16 protein-coding genes and 1 tRNA gene are annotated in these 19,410 nt (G+C 44.0%); 3 read left to right on the top strand and 14 right to left on the bottom strand.

Annotated features, from left to right (window positions below; genetic code table 11):
* The first annotated feature begins 6 nt into the window (after nt 1-6).
* From IDJ77_RS08685 to miaA, 3 genes are all read left to right on the top strand, one after another.
* Nucleotides 7-1,419 (top strand): CCA tRNA nucleotidyltransferase, encoded by a 1,413-nt coding sequence (locus IDJ77_RS08685; protein ID WP_191188555.1) that lies wholly within the window; start codon nt 7-9, stop codon nt 1,417-1,419.
* 37 nt (nt 1,420-1,456) lie between these two features.
* Nucleotides 1,457-2,104: an IS1096 element passenger TnpR family protein gene (locus tag IDJ77_RS08680; RefSeq protein WP_191188554.1), complete on the top strand. Its 648-nt coding sequence runs from the start codon at nt 1,457-1,459 to the stop codon at nt 2,102-2,104.
* A gap of 131 nt (nt 2,105-2,235) precedes the next feature.
* Nucleotides 2,236-3,168 carry a tRNA (adenosine(37)-N6)-dimethylallyltransferase MiaA gene (miaA, locus tag IDJ77_RS08675; RefSeq protein ID WP_191188553.1) on the top strand — a complete coding sequence of 311 codons (933 nt, stop codon included), beginning with the start codon at nt 2,236-2,238 and terminating at the stop codon, nt 3,166-3,168.
* A 139-nt stretch (nt 3,169-3,307) separates the two neighbouring features.
* On the opposite strand, the gene rfbA is transcribed toward miaA, so the two are convergent.
* From rfbA to tuf, 14 genes are all read right to left on the bottom strand, one after another.
* Nucleotides 3,308-4,171: a glucose-1-phosphate thymidylyltransferase RfbA gene (gene rfbA / locus IDJ77_RS08670; RefSeq protein ID WP_191188552.1), complete on the bottom strand. Its 864-nt coding sequence runs from the start codon at nt 4,169-4,171 to the stop codon at nt 3,308-3,310.
* A gap of 13 nt (nt 4,172-4,184) precedes the next feature.
* A complete protein-coding gene (rfbD, locus tag IDJ77_RS08665) occupies nt 4,185-5,048 on the bottom strand; it encodes a dTDP-4-dehydrorhamnose reductase (RefSeq protein ID WP_191188551.1) in 864 nt (287 codons plus the stop codon).
* A 56-nt stretch (nt 5,049-5,104) separates the two neighbouring features.
* Nucleotides 5,105-6,040, bottom strand: coding sequence for a GDP-L-fucose synthase family protein (locus IDJ77_RS08660; protein WP_191188550.1), 936 nt, complete (start codon nt 6,038-6,040; stop codon nt 5,105-5,107).
* A gap of 79 nt (nt 6,041-6,119) precedes the next feature.
* Entirely contained in the window at nt 6,120-6,437 is a 318-nt protein-coding gene (locus tag IDJ77_RS08655) for a DUF3467 domain-containing protein (protein WP_191188549.1), read from the bottom strand.
* A 66-nt stretch (nt 6,438-6,503) separates the two neighbouring features.
* Nucleotides 6,504-10,790 (bottom strand): DNA-directed RNA polymerase subunit beta', encoded by a 4,287-nt coding sequence (rpoC, locus tag IDJ77_RS08650; RefSeq protein ID WP_191188548.1) that lies wholly within the window; start codon nt 10,788-10,790, stop codon nt 6,504-6,506.
* A 92-nt stretch (nt 10,791-10,882) separates the two neighbouring features.
* Nucleotides 10,883-14,686, bottom strand: a complete 3,804-nt coding sequence (gene rpoB / locus IDJ77_RS08645; RefSeq protein ID WP_191188547.1) for a DNA-directed RNA polymerase subunit beta — start codon at nt 14,684-14,686, stop codon at nt 10,883-10,885.
* Between the two features lie 204 nt (nt 14,687-14,890).
* Nucleotides 14,891-15,274 carry a 50S ribosomal protein L7/L12 gene (rplL, locus tag IDJ77_RS08640; RefSeq protein WP_067190371.1) on the bottom strand — a complete coding sequence of 128 codons (384 nt, stop codon included), beginning with the start codon at nt 15,272-15,274 and terminating at the stop codon, nt 14,891-14,893.
* Between the two features lie 61 nt (nt 15,275-15,335).
* Nucleotides 15,336-15,854 (bottom strand): 50S ribosomal protein L10, encoded by a 519-nt coding sequence (gene rplJ, locus IDJ77_RS08635; protein ID WP_191188546.1) that lies wholly within the window; start codon nt 15,852-15,854, stop codon nt 15,336-15,338.
* 2 nt (nt 15,855-15,856) lie between these two features.
* Nucleotides 15,857-16,555, bottom strand: a complete 699-nt coding sequence (gene rplA, locus IDJ77_RS08630; RefSeq protein WP_191188545.1) for a 50S ribosomal protein L1 — start codon at nt 16,553-16,555, stop codon at nt 15,857-15,859.
* A 99-nt stretch (nt 16,556-16,654) separates the two neighbouring features.
* Complete coding sequence (gene rplK / locus IDJ77_RS08625) at nt 16,655-17,095, bottom strand: 50S ribosomal protein L11 (RefSeq protein WP_191188544.1); 441 nt, start codon at nt 17,093-17,095, stop codon at nt 16,655-16,657.
* 157 nt (nt 17,096-17,252) lie between these two features.
* Nucleotides 17,253-17,795 (bottom strand): transcription termination/antitermination protein NusG, encoded by a 543-nt coding sequence (nusG, locus tag IDJ77_RS08620; protein ID WP_191188543.1) that lies wholly within the window; start codon nt 17,793-17,795, stop codon nt 17,253-17,255.
* 13 nt (nt 17,796-17,808) lie between these two features.
* A complete protein-coding gene (gene secE, locus IDJ77_RS08615; protein ID WP_191188542.1) occupies nt 17,809-18,003 on the bottom strand; it encodes a preprotein translocase subunit SecE in 195 nt (64 codons plus the stop codon).
* 18 nt (nt 18,004-18,021) lie between these two features.
* Nucleotides 18,022-18,092 (bottom strand) — tRNA-Trp (locus IDJ77_RS08610).
* Nucleotides 18,093-18,216: 124 nt separating this feature from the next.
* Nucleotides 18,217-19,404: an elongation factor Tu gene (gene tuf, locus IDJ77_RS08605; protein WP_191188541.1), complete on the bottom strand. Its 1,188-nt coding sequence runs from the start codon at nt 19,402-19,404 to the stop codon at nt 18,217-18,219.
* Between the last annotated feature and the right edge of the window lie 6 nt (nt 19,405-19,410).

Here is a 19,410-nt window from a genome sequence, read left to right as displayed (position 1 = left end):
ATTTTTATGAAACAACACCTGCAACACCCGGTATTTTCTGTTATTTCCAGCATTGCTGCCGGGCAAAATGTGCAGGCTTATGCCATTGGCGGGTACGTGCGGGATATTTTTCTCAATCGCCCATCAAAGGATATTGATATTGTTGTTTTAGGTAATGGGATAGAATTTGCCGAGGCGGTTGCCGCGAAGCTGAACGTAAAAGTATCGGTATTTAAAAATTTTGGTACCGCTATGCTGCGCTATCAGGATGTAGAGGTGGAGTTTGTAGGCGCCCGCAAGGAAAGTTACCGCTCCGAATCGCGTAAGCCTATTGTAGAGAACGGTACGCTGGATGATGACCAGAAACGCCGCGATTTCACCATCAACGCGCTGGCTATAACTTTAAACGCCCATAATTACGGCGAACTGGTAGACCCATTTGGAGGTATAGCCGATATCGAACAAAAGCTCATCCGCACGCCGCTAAACCCGGTAGAAACTTTTTCGGACGATCCTTTGCGAATGATGCGGGCAATACGTTTTGCATCGCAGTTGAATTTCCGGATAGATGATGAGGCCATCGCAGCCATCAAAAGCAACCTGCACCGCATCAAAATTGTATCGCAGGAGCGCATTACCGATGAGCTGAATAAGATCATCCTGTCGGCAAAGCCCTCTATCGGTTTTAATTATTTGTTTGATACGGGCTTGCTGCACATCATCTTTCCGCAGATGGTGGCGCTTTATGGGGTGGAGATCATCAACGGTAAAGGGCACAAGGATAATTTTTACCACACCCTGCAGGTGCTGGATAACATCTGCGAAACTACCGACGACCTTTGGCTGCGCTGGGCGGCTATTTTGCATGATATTGCCAAGCCCCCTACCAAACGCTTTGAACCGGGCCACGGGTGGACTTTCCACGGGCACGAGGATAAGGGCGCGCGCATGGTGCCCAAGATCTTCGCTCAGCTGAAATTACCGCTGAACGAGAAAATGAAATTCGTGCAGAAACTGGTGCAACTGCATTTAAGGCCGATAGTACTGTCGCAATCCATCGTAACCGATTCGGCCGTAAGGAGGCTGCTGTTTGAGGCTGGTGAGGACATAGAAGCGCTGATGCTGTTGTGTAAAGCAGACGTAACCACCAAAAACGAATACAAGGTTAAAAAGTATCGTAACAATTTTGAGCTGGTTCTACAGAAAATAAAGGATGTAGAAGAACGCGACAGCATTAGAAACTGGCAGCCACCGGTAACCGGGCTGGATATTATGCAGCTTTTTGGCATTGGAGAGGGCCGCGAAGTGGGAATTATTAAGAATAAGATCCGCGAGGCCATCCTGGAGGGCGAAATTCCTAATAATAGAGAGGCCGCGATAAACTTTACGATTGAAAAAGGACAAGAAATTGGCTTGAAAGTTGTTGCAAGCACAAATTGAATAAAAACATTATTATTTTTGACAAAATTTACTAAAAATGGCATTATACAGGTTCAGGGTTACTTTTGAGGATTACGATGATGTGAGCCGGGATATTGATGTAAAATCGAACCAAACGTTTGAGGATCTTCACCGCGCTATACACCAGTCTACCGGGTACAACCCTGAATATTCTTCATCTTTTTATATCAGCAACGATCAGTGGATGAAGGGCGAAGAAATTACTTACCTGCCCAATCAAAAACGGATCGACAGGAAGATCCCGCTGATGGAGAAGATAAAACTGAGCAGCTTTATCGACGATCCGCACCAAAAATTTTACTATACCTTTAATTTCGACAGGCCTTTTGATTTCCATGTGGAGTTAAGGCAGATCATCCTGAACGATACCCCGGGTGCAACTTACCCTTTGGTGGTACGCTCAGTAGGCGAAGCGCCGAAACAGTTTGGCAATGTGTTTAATCCAACTGTCGCGGCCGCTGCTACGCCGGATGAAGACCTGGATTTCCTGAACGAAATGTTGTACAACCCCGAGGAAACCGAGGATTTTTCTGAAGTGACCGATACCGGTATAGACGACCCCGAAGAAGAAAAGAAAGAGGACGAGGAAGAAGATGAATTTGGCTTTGGCGATGACGATGGTTTTGAGGATGACGAAAAACCCGGCCGCGGAGACGATTACTAATATTGTTTGAATATCGAATGATGAATTTTGAATATCGAATAATGAACTTCGAAGTATTTAAAATTCATCATTCTTAATCCCTTCGAAGTTCATTATTCGACATTCGGTGTTCGATATTTTTCTCACAAACTATGAGCACCACCACCCCCACCCTCATTGTAATTGCCGGCCCTACGGCTTCGGGTAAAACGGCGGCGGCTATTCAATTAGCCCAGCATTTTAATACAGCTGTGGTTTCTGCCGATTCGAGGCAATTTTTCAGGGAGATGAGCATCGGTACGGCTAAACCCACGGATGAAGAACTTGCTGCAGCGCCTCATTACCTTATCAACTCACATTCCATTACCGAAAGTTTTTCGGTTGGCGATTTTGAAAGGGAATGCCTTGTGTTGCTGGAAGAGCTTTTTCAAAAACATCAGGTTGTGATACTGGCCGGTGGCTCGGGCCTGTACATTAAAGCCATTTGCGAAGGTTTCGATGAATTACCTACCGCCGACCCGGCGATACGGGAACGCCTCAACGCCGAATTAGCCGAAAATGGCCTCCCCGCTTTGCAGGAACGCTTAAAACTGGTGGACCCGGTATACTATAACGAGGTTGATATTAACAACCCACAGCGCGTAATACGGGCCATCGAGGTTTACGAAAGCTCGGGGCAGCCCTTTTCCTCTTATCGCACCGCGAAAACCAATAAGCGCACTTTTAATATTGTCAAACTTGGGCTGAATATGCCGAGGGAGACGCTCTACAATCGCATTAATCAACGCGTGGATATGATGGTGGCTGATGGTTTGGTGGAGGAAGTGAAAGCACTGCTGCCCCATCGCCAGCTTAACGCCCTAAACACCGTTGGCTACAGTGAAATTTTCGGATACTTTGATGGCAATACTGATTTGCCAACGGCTATCGCCTTGATCAAACAAAACACCCGCCGCTTCGCCAAAAGGCAAATGACCTGGTTTAGGAAAGATGAGGGGATTGTTTGGGTAGATGCGTTGAGTGATGATTTACTGGACGAAATGCTAAAGGTTATTGGTGAGCATCCTGAATTTCAAAAGAAATAAAGGTTTTAGCTGCCGCAAGCGTCCTCGCTTGTAGCCCGCATGCAAGGTTGCCATTATGCAAACTATGCACATTGAAAAGCAATGCCGCTCTGCTAACTGGCCACAAGCGAGGACGCTTGCGGCAGCGGAGGATAAGCTTCTACTGATCTAACAAACTCTGCAGATACGCCCCGTAACCGCTCTTGATGTATTTCTGCACCAAAACCTTCAGCTGTTCATCGTCGATAAAGCCCATTACGTAGGCAACTTCCTCTATACATCCAATCTTGCGCGACTGGCGTTTTTCTATCACGCGTACAAATTCGGTAGCATCGCTCAGGGAATCGAACGTGCCGGTATCCAGCCATGCGGTGCCTCGATCCATTACACCAACTTTTAGGTTGCCTTGCTCCAGGTACACACGGTTCACGTCGGTAATTTCGTATTCGCCGCGCGGGGATGGTTGGATGTTTTTTGCTATCTCAACCACGCTGTTATCGTAAAAATACAATCCGGGTACGGCGTATTTTGATTTTGGGGCGGTTGGCTTTTCTTCGATAGATACTGCGCGGTATTCAGAGTCGAACTCCACAACGCCGTAGCGTTCCGGGTCGGCAACGGGGTAGGCGAATATGGCAGCACCATCCACATCATTAAAGCTTTGGATAAGCCTGCTAAAGCCCGATCCGTAGAAGATATTATCGCCTAACACCAGGGCAACCTTATCGGTACCAATAAAATCAGCGCCAATAACAAAGGCCTGGGCCAATCCGTTAGGTGTTTCCTGTATGGCGTACTGGAATTTGCAGCCAAGTTCTTCGCCGGTGCCCAACAGGCGCACAAAACCGGGGTTATCCTCGGCGGTGGTGATGATGAGGATCTCGTTGATACCGGCCAGCATCAAAACCGATAGCGGATAATAGATCATCGGCTTATCGTAAATAGGCATCAGCTGTTTACTTATGGCCTTGGTAATAGGATAAAGCCTTGTGCCCGATCCGCCTGCTAATATGATACCCTTCATTGTGATGATGTGTTTAGTTTTGTTGTTTTAATTCGCCGATACAAACCTGCAGGCTGTCTCTCCAATACGGAATTTCGATGCCGAATATTCTTTTTATTTTGGTTTTATCCATTACCGAATACGGTGGCCTGGTGGCCTTTGTTGGATACTCACTGGTTGGAATAGGGATCACTTTTACCTCCGTTCCCGAGATATCAAATATCGCCTTGGAAAAATCGTACCAGGAGGCTATCCCCTCGTTGCTGTAGTGGTAAGTACCATAAGCGGTGCTGCCCGAAGTGATAATGGTGATGATACAATTTGCCAGATCGATAGCGTATGTTGGCGTGCCTGCCTGATCAGCTATGATCTTCAACTCGGGGCGTTCGCTACCCAGCCTAAGCATGGTCTTCACGTAGTTGTTCGCAAATTCGGAATAAAGCCATGCGGTGCGCACGATAAAGTACTCCTTCACAAGCGCCGGGATAACCTTTTCGCCATCCAGCTTGGTTTGGCCGTAAACGCTGATGGGCTCTGTTACATCCTCCTCGTTCAAAGGCGAAGAAATATCACCCTTAAATACAAAGTCGGTTGATACCTGTATCAGTTTTGTCCCGTGTTCGCCGCACAGTTTGGCGATATTCTCTACGCCGGTTTTGTTGATCTTTTCGGCAAGGTCGGACTCGTCTTCTGCTTTATCAACCGCAGTGTAAGCAGCGCAGTTAACGGCGTAAGCCGGTTTGTATTTAGCGAAGAGTTTGCCCAAGCCTTCAACATCTAAAATATTGGCTTCGGTTTCATCCGGGAAAATAAAAAAGTCGAAGTTTTTATCTGCGGCCAGCTTTTTAAAACATTGCCCTAACTGGCCCGAAGCGCCGAAGATGATGGTTTTACTCATTTGTATCAATTTCTGTTAACGCTGTGCTAACACTTTTTAGAATAATATTGTTTGCCTTACCGCTCCACATGTTTTATTAAAAAATCCTCATAAGCCAGGCGGATACCGTCTTCTAATTGCGTGGAATATTTCCAGCCTTTTTCGGCCAGTTTGGTAACGTCCATCAGTTTGCGCGGTGTGCCATCGGGTTTGCTGGTATCAAAATCGATATTACCTTCATAGCCAACTACTTTTTTTATCAACAGGGCCAGGTCCTTAATGCTTATCTCCCTTCCGCTGCCAATATTAACCAGGCCGGGTTCATCGTAATTCTGCATCAGGTAATAACAAGCCTCTGCCAGGTCATCGGCAAACAAAAACTCGCGCAGCGGCGTACCGGTTCCCCAAATGGTAACCGTTGGTAGATTTTGCTCCTTTGCCTCATGAAACCTGCGGATCATGGCCGGCAGTACGTGCGAGTTTTGCGGATGATAGTTATCATTGTAGCCATACATATTGGTAGGCATTACCGATATAAAGTTGCAGCCATATTGTGCGCGGTAGGCATCGCACATTTTAATGCCCGCTATTTTGGCTATGGCATAAGGTTCGTTTGTAGGTTCTAAGGTACCGGTCAGCAGGTAATCTTCTTTCAGCGGCTGTGGTGCCAGCTTGGGGTAGATACAGCTCGAACCCAGGAACATCAGCTTTTTTACGCCATTTAAGTAAGAGTTATGGATAACGTTGTTCTGAATTTGCAGGTTTTCGTACAAAAAATCGGCACGGTAGGTATTATTGGCTACAATACCGCCAACTTTCGCGGCTGCCAAAAACACGTAATCAGGTTTAGTTTGAGCAAAAAAAGCAGCAACCTGCTGTTGATCGCGCAGGTCTACCTCTTCCGATCTCCGTAGGATAAAATTCGTGTAACCTTCTGCCTGCAGTTTACGATATATAGCAGAACCTACCATTCCACGATGCCCGGCGATATATATTTTGGAATCCTTGTTCATATTTTATGGTTGATAGTTAATGGTTCATAGTTCATGGCAGCTCCAGGCTATGAACTATAAACTATGATCCATGAACAAACTACGCTTGGCCGATGGGCCCGCCGAAGGTCATGGGGAAGGCTCCGCCTGTTGGGTCGTTCCCTATTTTGATGCGGCCATTTACGGCCTCATATTTCTCTATATTATCTTCCAACGCGGTTAACAGCCTTTTGGCGTGCTCGGGCGTTAGTATCACGCGCGATTTTACTTTTGCTTTTGGTACACCCGGCATTACACGGATAAAATCGAGCACAAACTCCGAACTGGAATGGGTTATGATGGCAAGATTAGCGTAAACGCCCTCTGCAACTTCTTCAGAAAGCTCAATGTTTATTTGTTGTTCGTTTTGTTCTTCCATGGTACTAAAATAGCAAAGCCTTCCATTTTCATAGAAGGCTTTGCAAAAGTATTTAAAAAAATCTGATTAAGCTTCCACTTCCTCAGTTTTTGAAGCCATCAGGCGATCAAATTCTTCCTGAGAACCTACGCGGATATTTTCGTATTCGCGTAAACCAGTTCCGGACGGAATTAAGTGACCAACAATAACGTTTTCTTTCAAGCCCAGCATGTTATCTTTTTTACCTGCTATGGCTGCCTCGTTCAGTACCTTGGTGGTTTCCTGGAACGATGCCGCTGAAATAAACGATTTGGTACCTAATGATGCCCTTGTGATACCTTGCAGCATCGGGCTCGAGGTTGCAGCGATTGCATCCCTTACCTCAACTAATCTCGCATCCTTACGTTTCAGGATAGAGTTTTCGTCGCGCAGTTTCCTTAAAGATACGATCTGACCTACTTTTAAGTTAGTTGAATCACCGGCTTCGGTAACCACTTTCTTATCAAACATCTCGTCGTTCTCTATCATAAAGTCCCAGCTATCAACAGCTTCCCTTTCCAGGAAACGGGTATCACCTGCATCTTCAATAGCAACTTTCTGCATCATCTGGTGAACGATAACCTCAAAGTGTTTATCGTTTATCTTCACACCCTGTAAGCGGTAAACCTCTTGTATACCGTTTACCAGGTATTCCTGCACGGCCGCAGGGCCTTTAATGGCAAGGATATCTGCCGGAGAGATAGAACCATCAGACAATGGCATACCTGCTTTAACAAAGTCGTTATCTTGTACCAGGATGTGTTTAGATAAAGGCACCAGGTATTTTTTAACCTGGCCATCTTTACTTTCGATGGTGATCTCGCGGTTACCACGTTTCACACCGCCTAAAGTTACCACACCGTCAATCTCGGTTACTACCGCAGGGTTAGATGGGTTACGTGCTTCAAATAACTCGGTTACACGTGGTAAACCACCTGTAATATCTCGCGTTTTACCGGTTGAACGAGGGATTTTAGCAATAACTTGTCCGGTTTGCAGTTTCTCACCTTCTTCAACAGAAATGTGGGCACCTACCGGGATGTTGTATCCTTTAATGATATTACCTTTTGAATCAGCTATCTGGATAACAGGGTTTTTTGTTTTATCCCTGGTATCGATAATAACTTTCTCACGGTGACCTGTTTGCTCATCGCTTTCCTCGCGGAAAGTGATGCCTTCCAATACCGCCTCAAAAGTGGTGATACCGGCAAACTCTGATATGATAACCGCATTGTACGGATCCCATGAACAGATACGATCGCCTTTGGCAATTTTAGCGCCATCTTTTACATACAGGTACGAACCGTATGGAATGTTATTGGTAACGATAACCTTGTTGGTACCCGGCTCGATGATGCGGAACTCGCCCGAACGGCCTAATACCACTTCAACGTTTTCTTCGTCGGTTTTGTACTCAACGGTACGTACGTTCTCAAATTCAATGATACCTTCAAACCTTGCGTTGATCTGTGATTCTGCCGCGATGTTTGATGCAGTACCACCCACGTGGAATGTACGAAGTGTTAACTGTGTACCCGGCTCACCAATCGACTGTGCTGCAATTACACCCACTGCCTCGCCTTTTTGCACGCGTTTACCGCTTGCAAGGTTACGGCCGTAGCATAATGTACATACACCTCTGCGGCTTTCGCAGGTTAATACCGAACGAATTTCGATACCTTCTAAAGGTGAGTTCTCTATTTTTTTACCAATTTCTTCGGTGATATCATGGCCTGCAGAAACGATCAGCTCGTTGGTGATAGGGTCATAAACATCATGAAGTGTGGTACGACCTAAAATACGATCGTATAATGGCTCAACAATATCCTCGTTATCTTTTAATGCAGTTGTGTAGATACCTCTTAAAGTACCGCAATCAACTGTACCAACGATCATGTCCTGCGCAACATCATGCAACCTACGGGTTAAGTAACCAGCATCCGCTGTTTTTAACGCCGTATCCGCCAAACCTTTACGCGCACCGTGAGTAGAGATAAAGTACTCTAATACCGACAATCCTTCTTTAAAGTTAGACAAGATCGGGTTTTCGATGATCTCACCACCCGAACCTGATTTTTGAGGTTTCGCCATCAAACCACGCATACCTGCAAGCTGACGGATCTGCTCTTTAGAACCACGTGCACCAGAGTCAAGCATCATATAAACAGAGTTGAAGCCCTGGTTATCGTTGCTTAGGATGTTCATCACATTCGCGGTTAAGCGGTTGTTGATACGTGTCCAAATATCAATGATCTGGTTGTAACGCTCGTTATTGGTAATGAAACCCATGTTATAGTTACCCATAACATCTTCCACTTCTTTAGAAGCCTGTGCTATCAAAGTAACCTTTTCTTCAGGGATGTTAATATCCTTCAGGTTAAATGATAAACCACCCTGGAATGCCATCTTAAAGCCTAATTCTTTGATATCATCTAAGAACTGTGCTGCACGAGCCATACCGGTCATCTTAACAACCTCGCCAATAATATCACGCAGTGATTTCTTGGTCAACAGTTCGTTAATGTAACCAACTTCTTCGGGCACGTGCTGGTTAAATAACACGCGGCCGACAGTAGTTTCAATTATTTTAGATACGATGATACCATCGCGTTCTTTAATTCTTCCTTTAACCTTAATAAAGGCATGCAGGTCAATTTTTCTTTCGTTGTAAGCGATAATTACCTCTTCGGCCGAATAGAAGGTTAAGCCCTGGCCTTTTACCACACGGGTTTCATCTGTTTTACGGCCTTTGGTTATGTAGTACAAACCAAGCACCATGTCTTGCGAAGGTACTGTAATTGGGGTACCGTTGGCAGGGTTTAAGATGTTGTGCGATGCAAGCATTAATACCTGGGCTTCCAAAATTGCTGCGTTACCAAGTGGTACGTGCACAGCCATCTGGTCACCGTCAAAATCCGCGTTGAAGGCGGTACAGGTTAAAGGGTGCAATTGTATAGCCTTACCTTCAACCAATTTTGGCTGGAAAGCCTGGATACCCAACCTGTGCAGCGTAGGCGCACGGTTTAGTAATACAGGGTGGCCTTTTAATACGTTTTCCAAAATATCCCAAACTAATGGGTCTTTACGGTCAACAATTTTCTTTGCAGATTTTACTGTTTTAACCACACCACGCTCAATCATCTTGCGGATGATAAATGGTTTGAATAATTCAGCAGCCATATCCTTTGGCAAACCACACTCGTGCAGTTTAAGGTTAGGCCCTACAACAATTACCGAACGTGCCGAGTAATCCACACGTTTACCCAATAAGTTCTGACGGAAACGGCCTTGCTTACCTTTCAGGATATCTGAAAGAGATTTCAATGCACGGTTACCTTCAGTTTTTACCGCGTTTACTTTACGTGAGTTATCAAATAACGAATCTACAGCTTCCTGCAGCATACGTTTTTCGTTACGTAAAATAACTTCCGGTGCTTTTATCTCGATCAAACGTTTTAAACGGTTGTTACGGATAATCACACGGCGGTAAAGGTCATTCAAATCGGAAGTAGCAAAACGGCCACCTTCCAATGGTACCAGCGGGCGCAACTCTGGCGGGATAACCGGAACGATCTTCACGATCATCCACTCCGGGTTATTCTCAATCCTTGTTTTTGCATCGCGGAAAGCTTCTACAACCTGTAAACGTTTCAAAGCTTCGTTTTTACGTTGCTGTGAAGTTTCGTTTGCAGCCTGGTGGCGCAGGTTGTATGATAACTGGTCAAGGTCAAGGCGTTTCAGAAGATCTTCCAAAGCCTCAGCACCCATCTTAGCTACAAATTTCTGTGGATCTTTATCATCCAGGTATTGGTTTTCCTTTGGCAAGGTATCCAATATATCCAGGTATTCTTCTTCGGTCAGGAAATCCATTTTAGAGATTCCGTCGCCTTCTTTAATACCCGGCTGTATAACTACATAACGTTCGTAGTAAATGATCAAATCAAGGCGTTTGGTTGGTAAGCCCAGCAGGTAGCCAATTTTGTTTGGCAACGAGCGGAAGTACCAGATGTGTGCAACAGGCACCACCAAATTGATGTGGCCCATACGCTCGCGACGTACCTTTTTCTCGGTTACTTCAACACCGCAACGGTCGCACACGATACCTTTGTAACGGATACGTTTGTATTTACCGCAATGGCACTCGTAATCCTTCACCGGACCGAATATACGCTCGCAGAACAAACCATCACGCTCAGGCTTGTAAGTCCTGTAGTTGATGGTTTCCGGTTTTAAAACTTCACCGCTCGAACGCTCCAGGATAGATTCCGGAGAAGCTAAACTGATAGTAATTGTGGTGAAATTACTTTTGATTTTATTATCCTTTTTGTAAGACATAGTCTCCTTTGTTTTTTGTGGTTAAAGGGTAAAGGTGAAAGGTAAAAGGTAAAAGCTTTGCGCCCTTAACCTTTTACCTTTATCCTTTTACCTTATTCTAATGTGATATCCAAACCTAAACCTCTTAATTCATGAACCAATACGTTGAATGATTCCGGAACTGATGGTGTTGGCAGGTTTTCACCTTTAACAATAGCTTCGTAGGTTTTGGCACGGCCGATAACATCATCCGATTTAACGGTTAATATTTCCTGCAGTATGTTTGATGCACCAAATGCTTCCAGTGCCCAAACCTCCATCTCACCAAAACGCTGACCACCAAACTGTGCTTTACCACCCAATGGCTGTTGTGTGATAAGAGAGTACGGCCCGATAGAACGTGCGTGCATCTTATCATCAACCATGTGGCCCAGTTTAAGCATGTAGATAATACCTACAGTGGTTTGCTGATCGAAACGGTCGCCGGTTAAACCATTGTACAGGTAAGTACGGCCCGATTCTGGTAAGTTTGCTTTCTTCACCCACTCTTCCACTTCGGTATGGCTTGCACCATCAAAAATTGGGGTAGCAAATTTAATGCCCAGCTCTTTACCGGCCCAGCCTAATACAGTTTCATAGATTTGGCCAAGGTTCATACGTGAAGGTACACCCAGTGGGTTCAACACAATATCAACCGGTGTGCCGTCCTCTAAGAAAGGCATATCCTCGTCACGTACAATACGTGCAACAATACCTTTGTTACCGTGGCGGCCCGCCATTTTATCACCCACTTTAAGCTTACGCTTTTTAGCGATGTAAACTTTTGCCATTTGTACGATACCTGATGGTAACTCATCGCCCACACTGATCGCGAATTTATCGCGGCGGTAAGCGCCAAGTTCTTCGTTCACTTTAATGTTATAGTTGTGAAGCAAAGTTTTTATCTGGTCGTTTTTATCGTCATCAGTTGTCCACTTGGTTGGGTTGATGTTCTCGTAATGCAGTTCAGTCAGGATCTTCTGAGTGAATTTAACACCTTTAGCTACATACAACTCCTTGTAAACATTGTAAACACCTTGTGATGTTTTACCGTTCACGATCTCAAATAACTTCTCGATAAGAGTGTTTTTAAGATCTTTTACAGCTTTATCATGTTTAACATCAAGCTTCTCAATCTGTGCTTTTTCTTCTGCCTTAGTGGTTTTCTTAGCACGGCTGAATAATTTGGTATCGATAACCACACCCGCAATAGACGGCGGAGTTTTTAACGATGCGTCTTTTACGTCGCCTGCTTTATCACCAAATATGGCGCGCAGTAATTTTTCTTCCGGTGATGGGTCCGATTCGCCTTTAGGGGTGATCTTACCGATCAGGATGTCGCCTTCTTTAACCTCAGCGCCAACACGGATGATACCGTCTTCGTCCAGGTCCTTAGTAGCTTCTTCCGAAACGTTAGGGATATCCGGTGTTAACTCTTCTTCACCACGTTTGGTATCACGTACTTCAAGCTCAAACTCTTCAACGTGCAATGATGTAAAGATATCCTGAGACACAACGCGCTCAGATATTACAATCGCATCCTCAAAGTTGTAACCCTGCCAAGGCATGAATGCCACTTTAAGGTTACGGCCCAATGCAAGCTCGCCGTTTTGTGTAGCGTAGCCTTCGCAAAGCACTTCACCTTTTGTAACACGCTGGCCTTTTTTAACAATCGGCTTTAAGTTAATGGTAGTGCTCTGGTTGGTTTTCTTGAACTTAGTTAACAGGTAACTGCGTGTATCGCCATCGAAAGAGATCAAACGATCCAATTCGTTACGGTCATATTTAATTTTGATCTCGTTAGCATCAACATACTCCACCACACCATCGCCTTCGGCGTTAATAAGGGTACGGCTGTCTTTTGCTACACGGCCTTCCAAACCTGTACCTACAATTGGCGCCTCAGGGCGTAACAATGGTACAGCCTGGCGTTGCATGTTCGAACCCATCAGGGCACGGTTAGCATCATCATGCTCCAAAAATGGAATTAACGATGCTGCGATAGACGTGATCTGGTTTGGCGCGATGTCCATCAGATCCAGTTTTTCCGGGTCGATAATAGGGAAGTCACCTTCGAAACGTGCTTTTACTTTTGGTAAAGCAAATACACCTTTATCATCATAATGCGCGTTGGCCTGGCCTATGGTTTTACCATCTTCATCTTCGGCAGATAAATAGATAACAGCCTCGTCAACCTGTACTTTACCATCAACCACACGTTTGTACGGGGTTTCGATAAAGCCTAAGTTATTGATCTTGGCGTGTACGCAAAGTGAGGAGATCAAACCAATGTTCGGGCCTTCCGGAGTTTCGATGGTACATAACCTACCGTAGTGGGTGTAGTGTACGTCACGAACCTCGAAACCGGCACGCTCACGTGACAGACCGCCGGGCCCAAGGGCTGACAGACGACGCTTGTGCGTGATCTCTGCCAGTGGGTTGGTTTGGTCCATAAACTGCGATAACTGGTTTGTTCCGAAGAACGAGTTAATTACCGATGAAAGTGTACGCGCGTTGATCAGGTCAGTCGGTGTGAACACCTCGTTATCACGAATGTTCATACGCTCGCGGATGGTACGTGCCATACGTGCTAAACCAACGCCAAATTGTGCGTAAAGCTGCTCGCCAACGGTACGAACACGACGGTTGCTCAAGTGATCAATATCATCCACCTCAGCTTTTGAGTTGATCAACTTGATCAGGTACTTAACAATCGCGATGATATCCTGCTTGGTTAAAACCTTGGTTTCATCAGAGGTGTTCAGCTTCAATTTACGGTTGATGCGGTAACGGCCCACATCGCCCAGGTCATATCTTTTATCAGAGAAGAATAAACGATCGATGATACCACGTGCAGTTTCCTCATCAGGTGGTTCGGCGTTACGCAACTGGCGATAGATGTGCTCCACCGCTTCTTTCTCCGAGTTCGAAGTATCTTTTTGTAAGGTATTGTATATAATAGTATAATCACCGCTGGTGGCAGCATCTTCCTTATTCAGGATGATGGTTTTAACACCTGCATCAATGATCATATCAATATGGTCGTCTTCCAAAACGGTTTCGCGCTCAAGGATGATCTCATTCCTGTCGATAGATACCACTTCACCGGTATCCTCATCCACGAAATCTTCTACCCATTTTTTAAGCACCCTTGCAGCAAGCTTACGGCCAATGAATTTCTTCAGGCCGCTTTTGCTAACTTTTACTTCATCAGCCAGCTCAAATAATTCTAATATATCTTTATCAGAATCGTAGCCAATTGCACGAAGCAAGGTTGTAACCGGGAATTTCTTTTTACGGTCGATGTAAGCATACATCACGTTATTAACGTCTGTAGCAAACTCAATCCACGATCCTTTGAAAGGGATAACACGGGCCGAGTATAATTTTGTACCGTTGGTGTGGCGGCTTTGGCCGAAGAACACACCTGGTGAACGGTGTAATTGCGATACAATTACACGCTCGGCACCATTAATAACAAATGTACCTTTAGGTGTCATATAAGGAATGGTACCCAAATAAACATCCTGTACAATGGTTTCAAAATCTTCGTGCTCGGCATCGTTACATGATAAGCGAAGTTTTGCTTTTAATGGCACACTGTAAGTTAAACCGCGCTCAATACACTCGCGTATATCGTAACGTGGCGGATCAATAAAGTAATCAAGAAACTCTAAAACGAAGATGTTCCTTGAATCTGATATTGGAAAGTTTTCGGCAAATACTTTAAACAACCCTTCTTTGTAGCGGTTGTCTGACGTGGTTTCCAATTGAAAAAATTCCTGGAAAGATTGTAACTGAACATCCAGAAAGTCGGGGTAATCAAGTACCTTTCTGCTGGTTGCAAAGTTTACTCTTTGGTTATTATTGTTTGCCAAGGTATTATAATTTTAGTTTATTAAACCTGTATTTTGATATGAGATACGTGGTAATAAGATTTAAGGCTGACGTGTAACTCGTGCATTTATAACAACGCAAGAATATCATATCTCATATCCCGCGCCCCAAATCTAAGGGATATAAACAGCAATAGACCCCGACCAAAAACGGTCGGAGTCTGATGCTATTTTGTGTGGGTTAAATTATTTAACCTCAACTACCGCTCCGGCTTCCTCTAATTGTTTTTTCAGAGATTCAGCTTCTTCTTTAGTTACGCCAGTTTTAACCTCTTTAGGTGCACCGTCAACTAAGTCTTTAGCTTCTTTCAAACCTAAGCCTGTAAGATCTTTTACTAATTTAACAACTGCTAATTTAGCGCCACCTGCTTCTTTCAGGATAACGTCAAATGCAGTTTGAACTGCCTCAGCAGCTGGAGCATCATCGCCACCAGCAGGAGCAGCAGCAACAGAAACAGCTGCAGCAGCTGGCTCGATACCGTACTCATCTTTTAATATCTGAGCTAATTCGTTTACTTCTTTTACTGTTAAGTTTACCAACTGTTCAGCAAACGCTTTTAAATCCGCCATTTTTATTTTAATTTTTACTTAATGCTTTTTTGTTTAAATCGAACTTTAAATGAGGTGTTCGTTAACCTCTTTCCTGTAATGTTTTTACAACACCTGCCAGTATATTTCCGCCTGATTGTAATGCAGAAATAACGTTTTTCGCAGGTGATTGCAGTAAGCCTACTATCTCGCCAATCAGTTGTTCTTTCGACTTTAATTTGGTCAAAGTATCCAACTGGTTGTCACCAATAAATATTGCTGAATCGATGTATGCTGCTTTAAGAACCGGTTTGTCACCTTTTTTCCTTAACGCTTTGATCAACTTTGCCGGGGCAGTTGCTGATTTTGAGAAAAGAATTGATGAAGAACCTTTTAAAACATCATATATCGGGCTAAAATCGCCGCCTGCAGCTTCCATAGCTTTTTTAATCAAGCTATTTTTTGCTACCTGCATGGTGATATCGGCCTCGAAGCATTGGCGACGGATATTGTTTACTTTTGCAACTGTAAGATCAGACGTATCAGTAATATAGAAATTACCATACTCTTTCATCTGCTCGGTTAGAGCAACGACAAGGTCGTATTTTTCTTCTTTATTCATGATTAAATTCCCGTTACTGATTTAGTTTCAATTGTAATACCCGGCGACATTGTTGAAGAGATATGTATACTCTTAAAATATGTACCTTTTGCTGCTGATGGTTTTAATTTAGAGATGGTTTGCAATACTTCTAATGCATTCTCGTAAATTTTATCGGCAGAGAAAGACGCTTTTCCTATTGAGGTATGGATGATACCGGTTTTATCAACCTTGAAATCGATCTTACCACCTTTTACCTCAGTTACAGCTTTACCAACTTCTGGCGTTACTGTACCTGATTTAGGGTTTGGCATAAGGTTACGCGGACCGAGAATACGACCCAAACGACCTACCTTAGCCATAACACTTGGCATAGTTATGATAATATCAACATCAGTCCAACCACCTTCAATCTTGGCAATATATTCGTCCAAACCTACGTAATCTGCACCTGCGTCTTTAGCTTCTTGTTCCTTATCAGGAGTACAAAGAACTAATACACGTACAGTTTTACCGGTTCCATGAGGTAAGGTTGCAATACCACGTACCATTTGATTGGCTTTACGCGGATCTACACCTAAACGCACATCAATATCAACAGATGAATCAAACTTGGTTAAGGTTAATTCCTTTACCAAAGCTGATGCTGCTTCTAATGAGTACGATTTGTTCGCCTCAATTTTGGATAGTGCCGCTTTTTGATTTTTTGTTAATCTAGCCACTGTCTTAAACTGATTTGTATTAATTAATAATTTTAATTTCGGAGTTGGGATTTTCGATTTCGGAGTTAACCTCGTCTGCTATCTTACTCACAAAATCATTTAGTTCCAGGGAGCCGTACCTGATACGGTGATTCCCATACTGCGGGCAGTACCTGCCACCATTTTCATGGCTGATTCTACTGTAAATGCATTCAAATCTACCATTTTATCTTTGGCGATAGTTTCAACCTGTTCCCAATTTACATTGGCAACTTTTTTACGGTTGGGCTCTGCCGAACCACTCTTTAAGCCTGTTGCTTCTAAAAGCTGTATAGCTACCGGAGGGGTTTTGATAATAAAATCGAAAGACTTGTCGACATAAACAGTAATAAGCACCGGTAACACTTTACCAGGTTTATCCTGGGTACGTGCGTTGAACTGCTTGCAAAACTCCATAATGTTCACACCTTTTGCACCCAATGCAGGGCCAATTGGTGGAGATGGGTTTGCAGCGCCGCCCTTTACCTGTAGCTTTACCATCGCACCGACTTCTTTTGCCATTTTACTTTGTTTTAATTATAACTCAATGTTAGTAAGTGGAAGCTAAGTAACATTTTGTGGTCTGGCTTTGGGTTGCCCCTCTTCCATTATCTTGATGTATCTTATTCTGTGTATCTATCAATTAATTTTGATACTTGATACTGAATGCCTGACACTATTATTCTTTCTCTACCTGCATGTAATTCAATTCAAGCGGCGTACGGCGCCCGAATATCTTTACCATTACCTTTAGTTTCTTTTTCTCTTCGTTCACCTCTTCGATAACGCCGCTAAAGCCATTGAACGGCCCATCCATTACTTTAACGTTTTCGCCAACGTAATATGGTACATTCATGGTTTCGCCCTGTGCGCTCATCTCATCAACCTTACCTAAAATACGGTTAACTTCGGCCTGGCGAAGTGGGATAGCGTTACCTTGCTTATCGCCAAGGAAACCAATTACGCTGTTAATGTTTTTAATGATGTGCTCCAGCTCGCCATCAAGCGCAGCTTCCATCAATACATAGCCCGGGAAATAGTTACGCTCTTTAGCGATCTTTTTCCCGTCGCGCATTTGGTAATATTTCTCTGTAGGGATCAATACCTGCGGTACAAGGTGAGTTATACCTAAACGGTTTACCTCGGCATCAATATATTGCTTTACCTTTTTTTCTTTACCGCTGATAGCCCTAACTACGTACCATTTAGTTTGATCGCTCATCTATAATATATAATTAGGCTAACGATGTGTAAAACTGTTTAAGTACATAACCGATGATCTGGTCCATACCAAAAATCACCATAGCTATGATCATAGCAGCTACCAATACCAATACTGCACTGTTTTGCAACTCTCTCCATGTTGGCCAGGTTACTTTCTCGGTCAACTCGATGTATGATTCTTTTATATACTCAGCTACGCCAGCCATATTTTATTAATACTTAAGCACGGGAACAAGGATTCGAACCCTGATCAAAGGTTTTGGAGACCTCTATTCTACCGTTGAACTATTCCCGTGTATTATTAAATCTCCCTGCGGAAATTTGTTGTGTTACTTATATTGTGAATAAAGTACCGAAGCGAAAGCTCCGGTACTTTACACAAAAATTAACCGTTTTGCTACCCATTTAAGGGTAAGAAATTATTTTAAAATTTCAGTTACCTGGCCGGCACCTACTGTTCTGCCACCTTCACGGATAGCGAAACGTAAGCCTTTTTCCATTGCGATAGCGTTGATCAACTTTACAGTGATGGTAACGTTATCACCAGGCATAACCATTTCAACACCTTCTGCCAGGCTGATTTCACCTGTAACGTCTGTTGTGCGGAAATAGAACTGAGGACGGTATTTGTTGAAGAACGGCGTGTGACGGCCACCTTCAGCTTTTGATAATACGTAAACCTCTGCTTTGAAATCTGTGTGTGGGTTAACCGAACCTGGTTTGCAAATAACCATACCCCTGCGGATATCAGTTTTCTCAATACCACGTAACAATAAACCTACGTTATCACCAGCTTCGCCACGGTCAAGGATCTTGCGGAACATTTCCACACCTGTAACTGTAGATTTTAAGTTTTCGGCACCCATACCAAGGATGTCTACTTGCTCGCCTGAGTTGATAACGCCACGCTCGATACGACCAGTTGCAACAGTGCCACGACCAGTGATCGAGAATACATCTTCAACAGGCATCAAGAATGGAAGATCAGTTAAACGTGGAGGGATAGGGATGTAGTTATCTACAGCATCCATCAACTCCATAATTTTGCCAACCCATTGTGGATCGCCGTTCAAACCACCTAAGGCCGAACCTTGAATAACCGGGATATCATCACCTGGGAAATCGTAGAACGATAATAGTTCGCGGATCTCCATTTCTACTAATTCTAATAATTCTGGATCATCAACCATATCCACTTTGTTCATGAATACAACCAATGAAGGTACACCTACCTGGCGAGCCAAAAGGATGTGCTCACGAGTTTGTGGCATCGGACCATCTGTAGCAGCAACAACAATAATTGCACCGTCCATCTGAGCCGCACCGGTAACCATGTTTTTCACGTAATCCGCGTGACCTGGACAGTCAACGTGAGCGTAGTGACGGTTTGCAGTTGAGTACTCAACGTGCGCTGTGTTGATAGTTATACCACGTTCTTTTTCTTCAGGAGCTGAGTCAATTGAATCGAATGAACGAGCTTCTGATAAACCTGCATCAGCTAATACTTTAGTGATAGCTGCAGTAAGGGTTGTTTTGCCGTGGTCAACGTGACCGATAGTACCGATGTTTAAGTGCGGTTTACTGCGGTCAAATTTTTCTTTTGCCATGATTTA

Origin of the sequence: Mucilaginibacter pankratovii (genome assembly GCF_014773265.1) — a bacterium.
Classification (GTDB): domain Bacteria; phylum Bacteroidota; class Bacteroidia; order Sphingobacteriales; family Sphingobacteriaceae; genus Mucilaginibacter; species Mucilaginibacter pankratovii.
The sequence above is the reverse complement of the archived record's forward strand: the minus strand, read 5'-3'. Positions and strand labels throughout refer to the sequence as shown.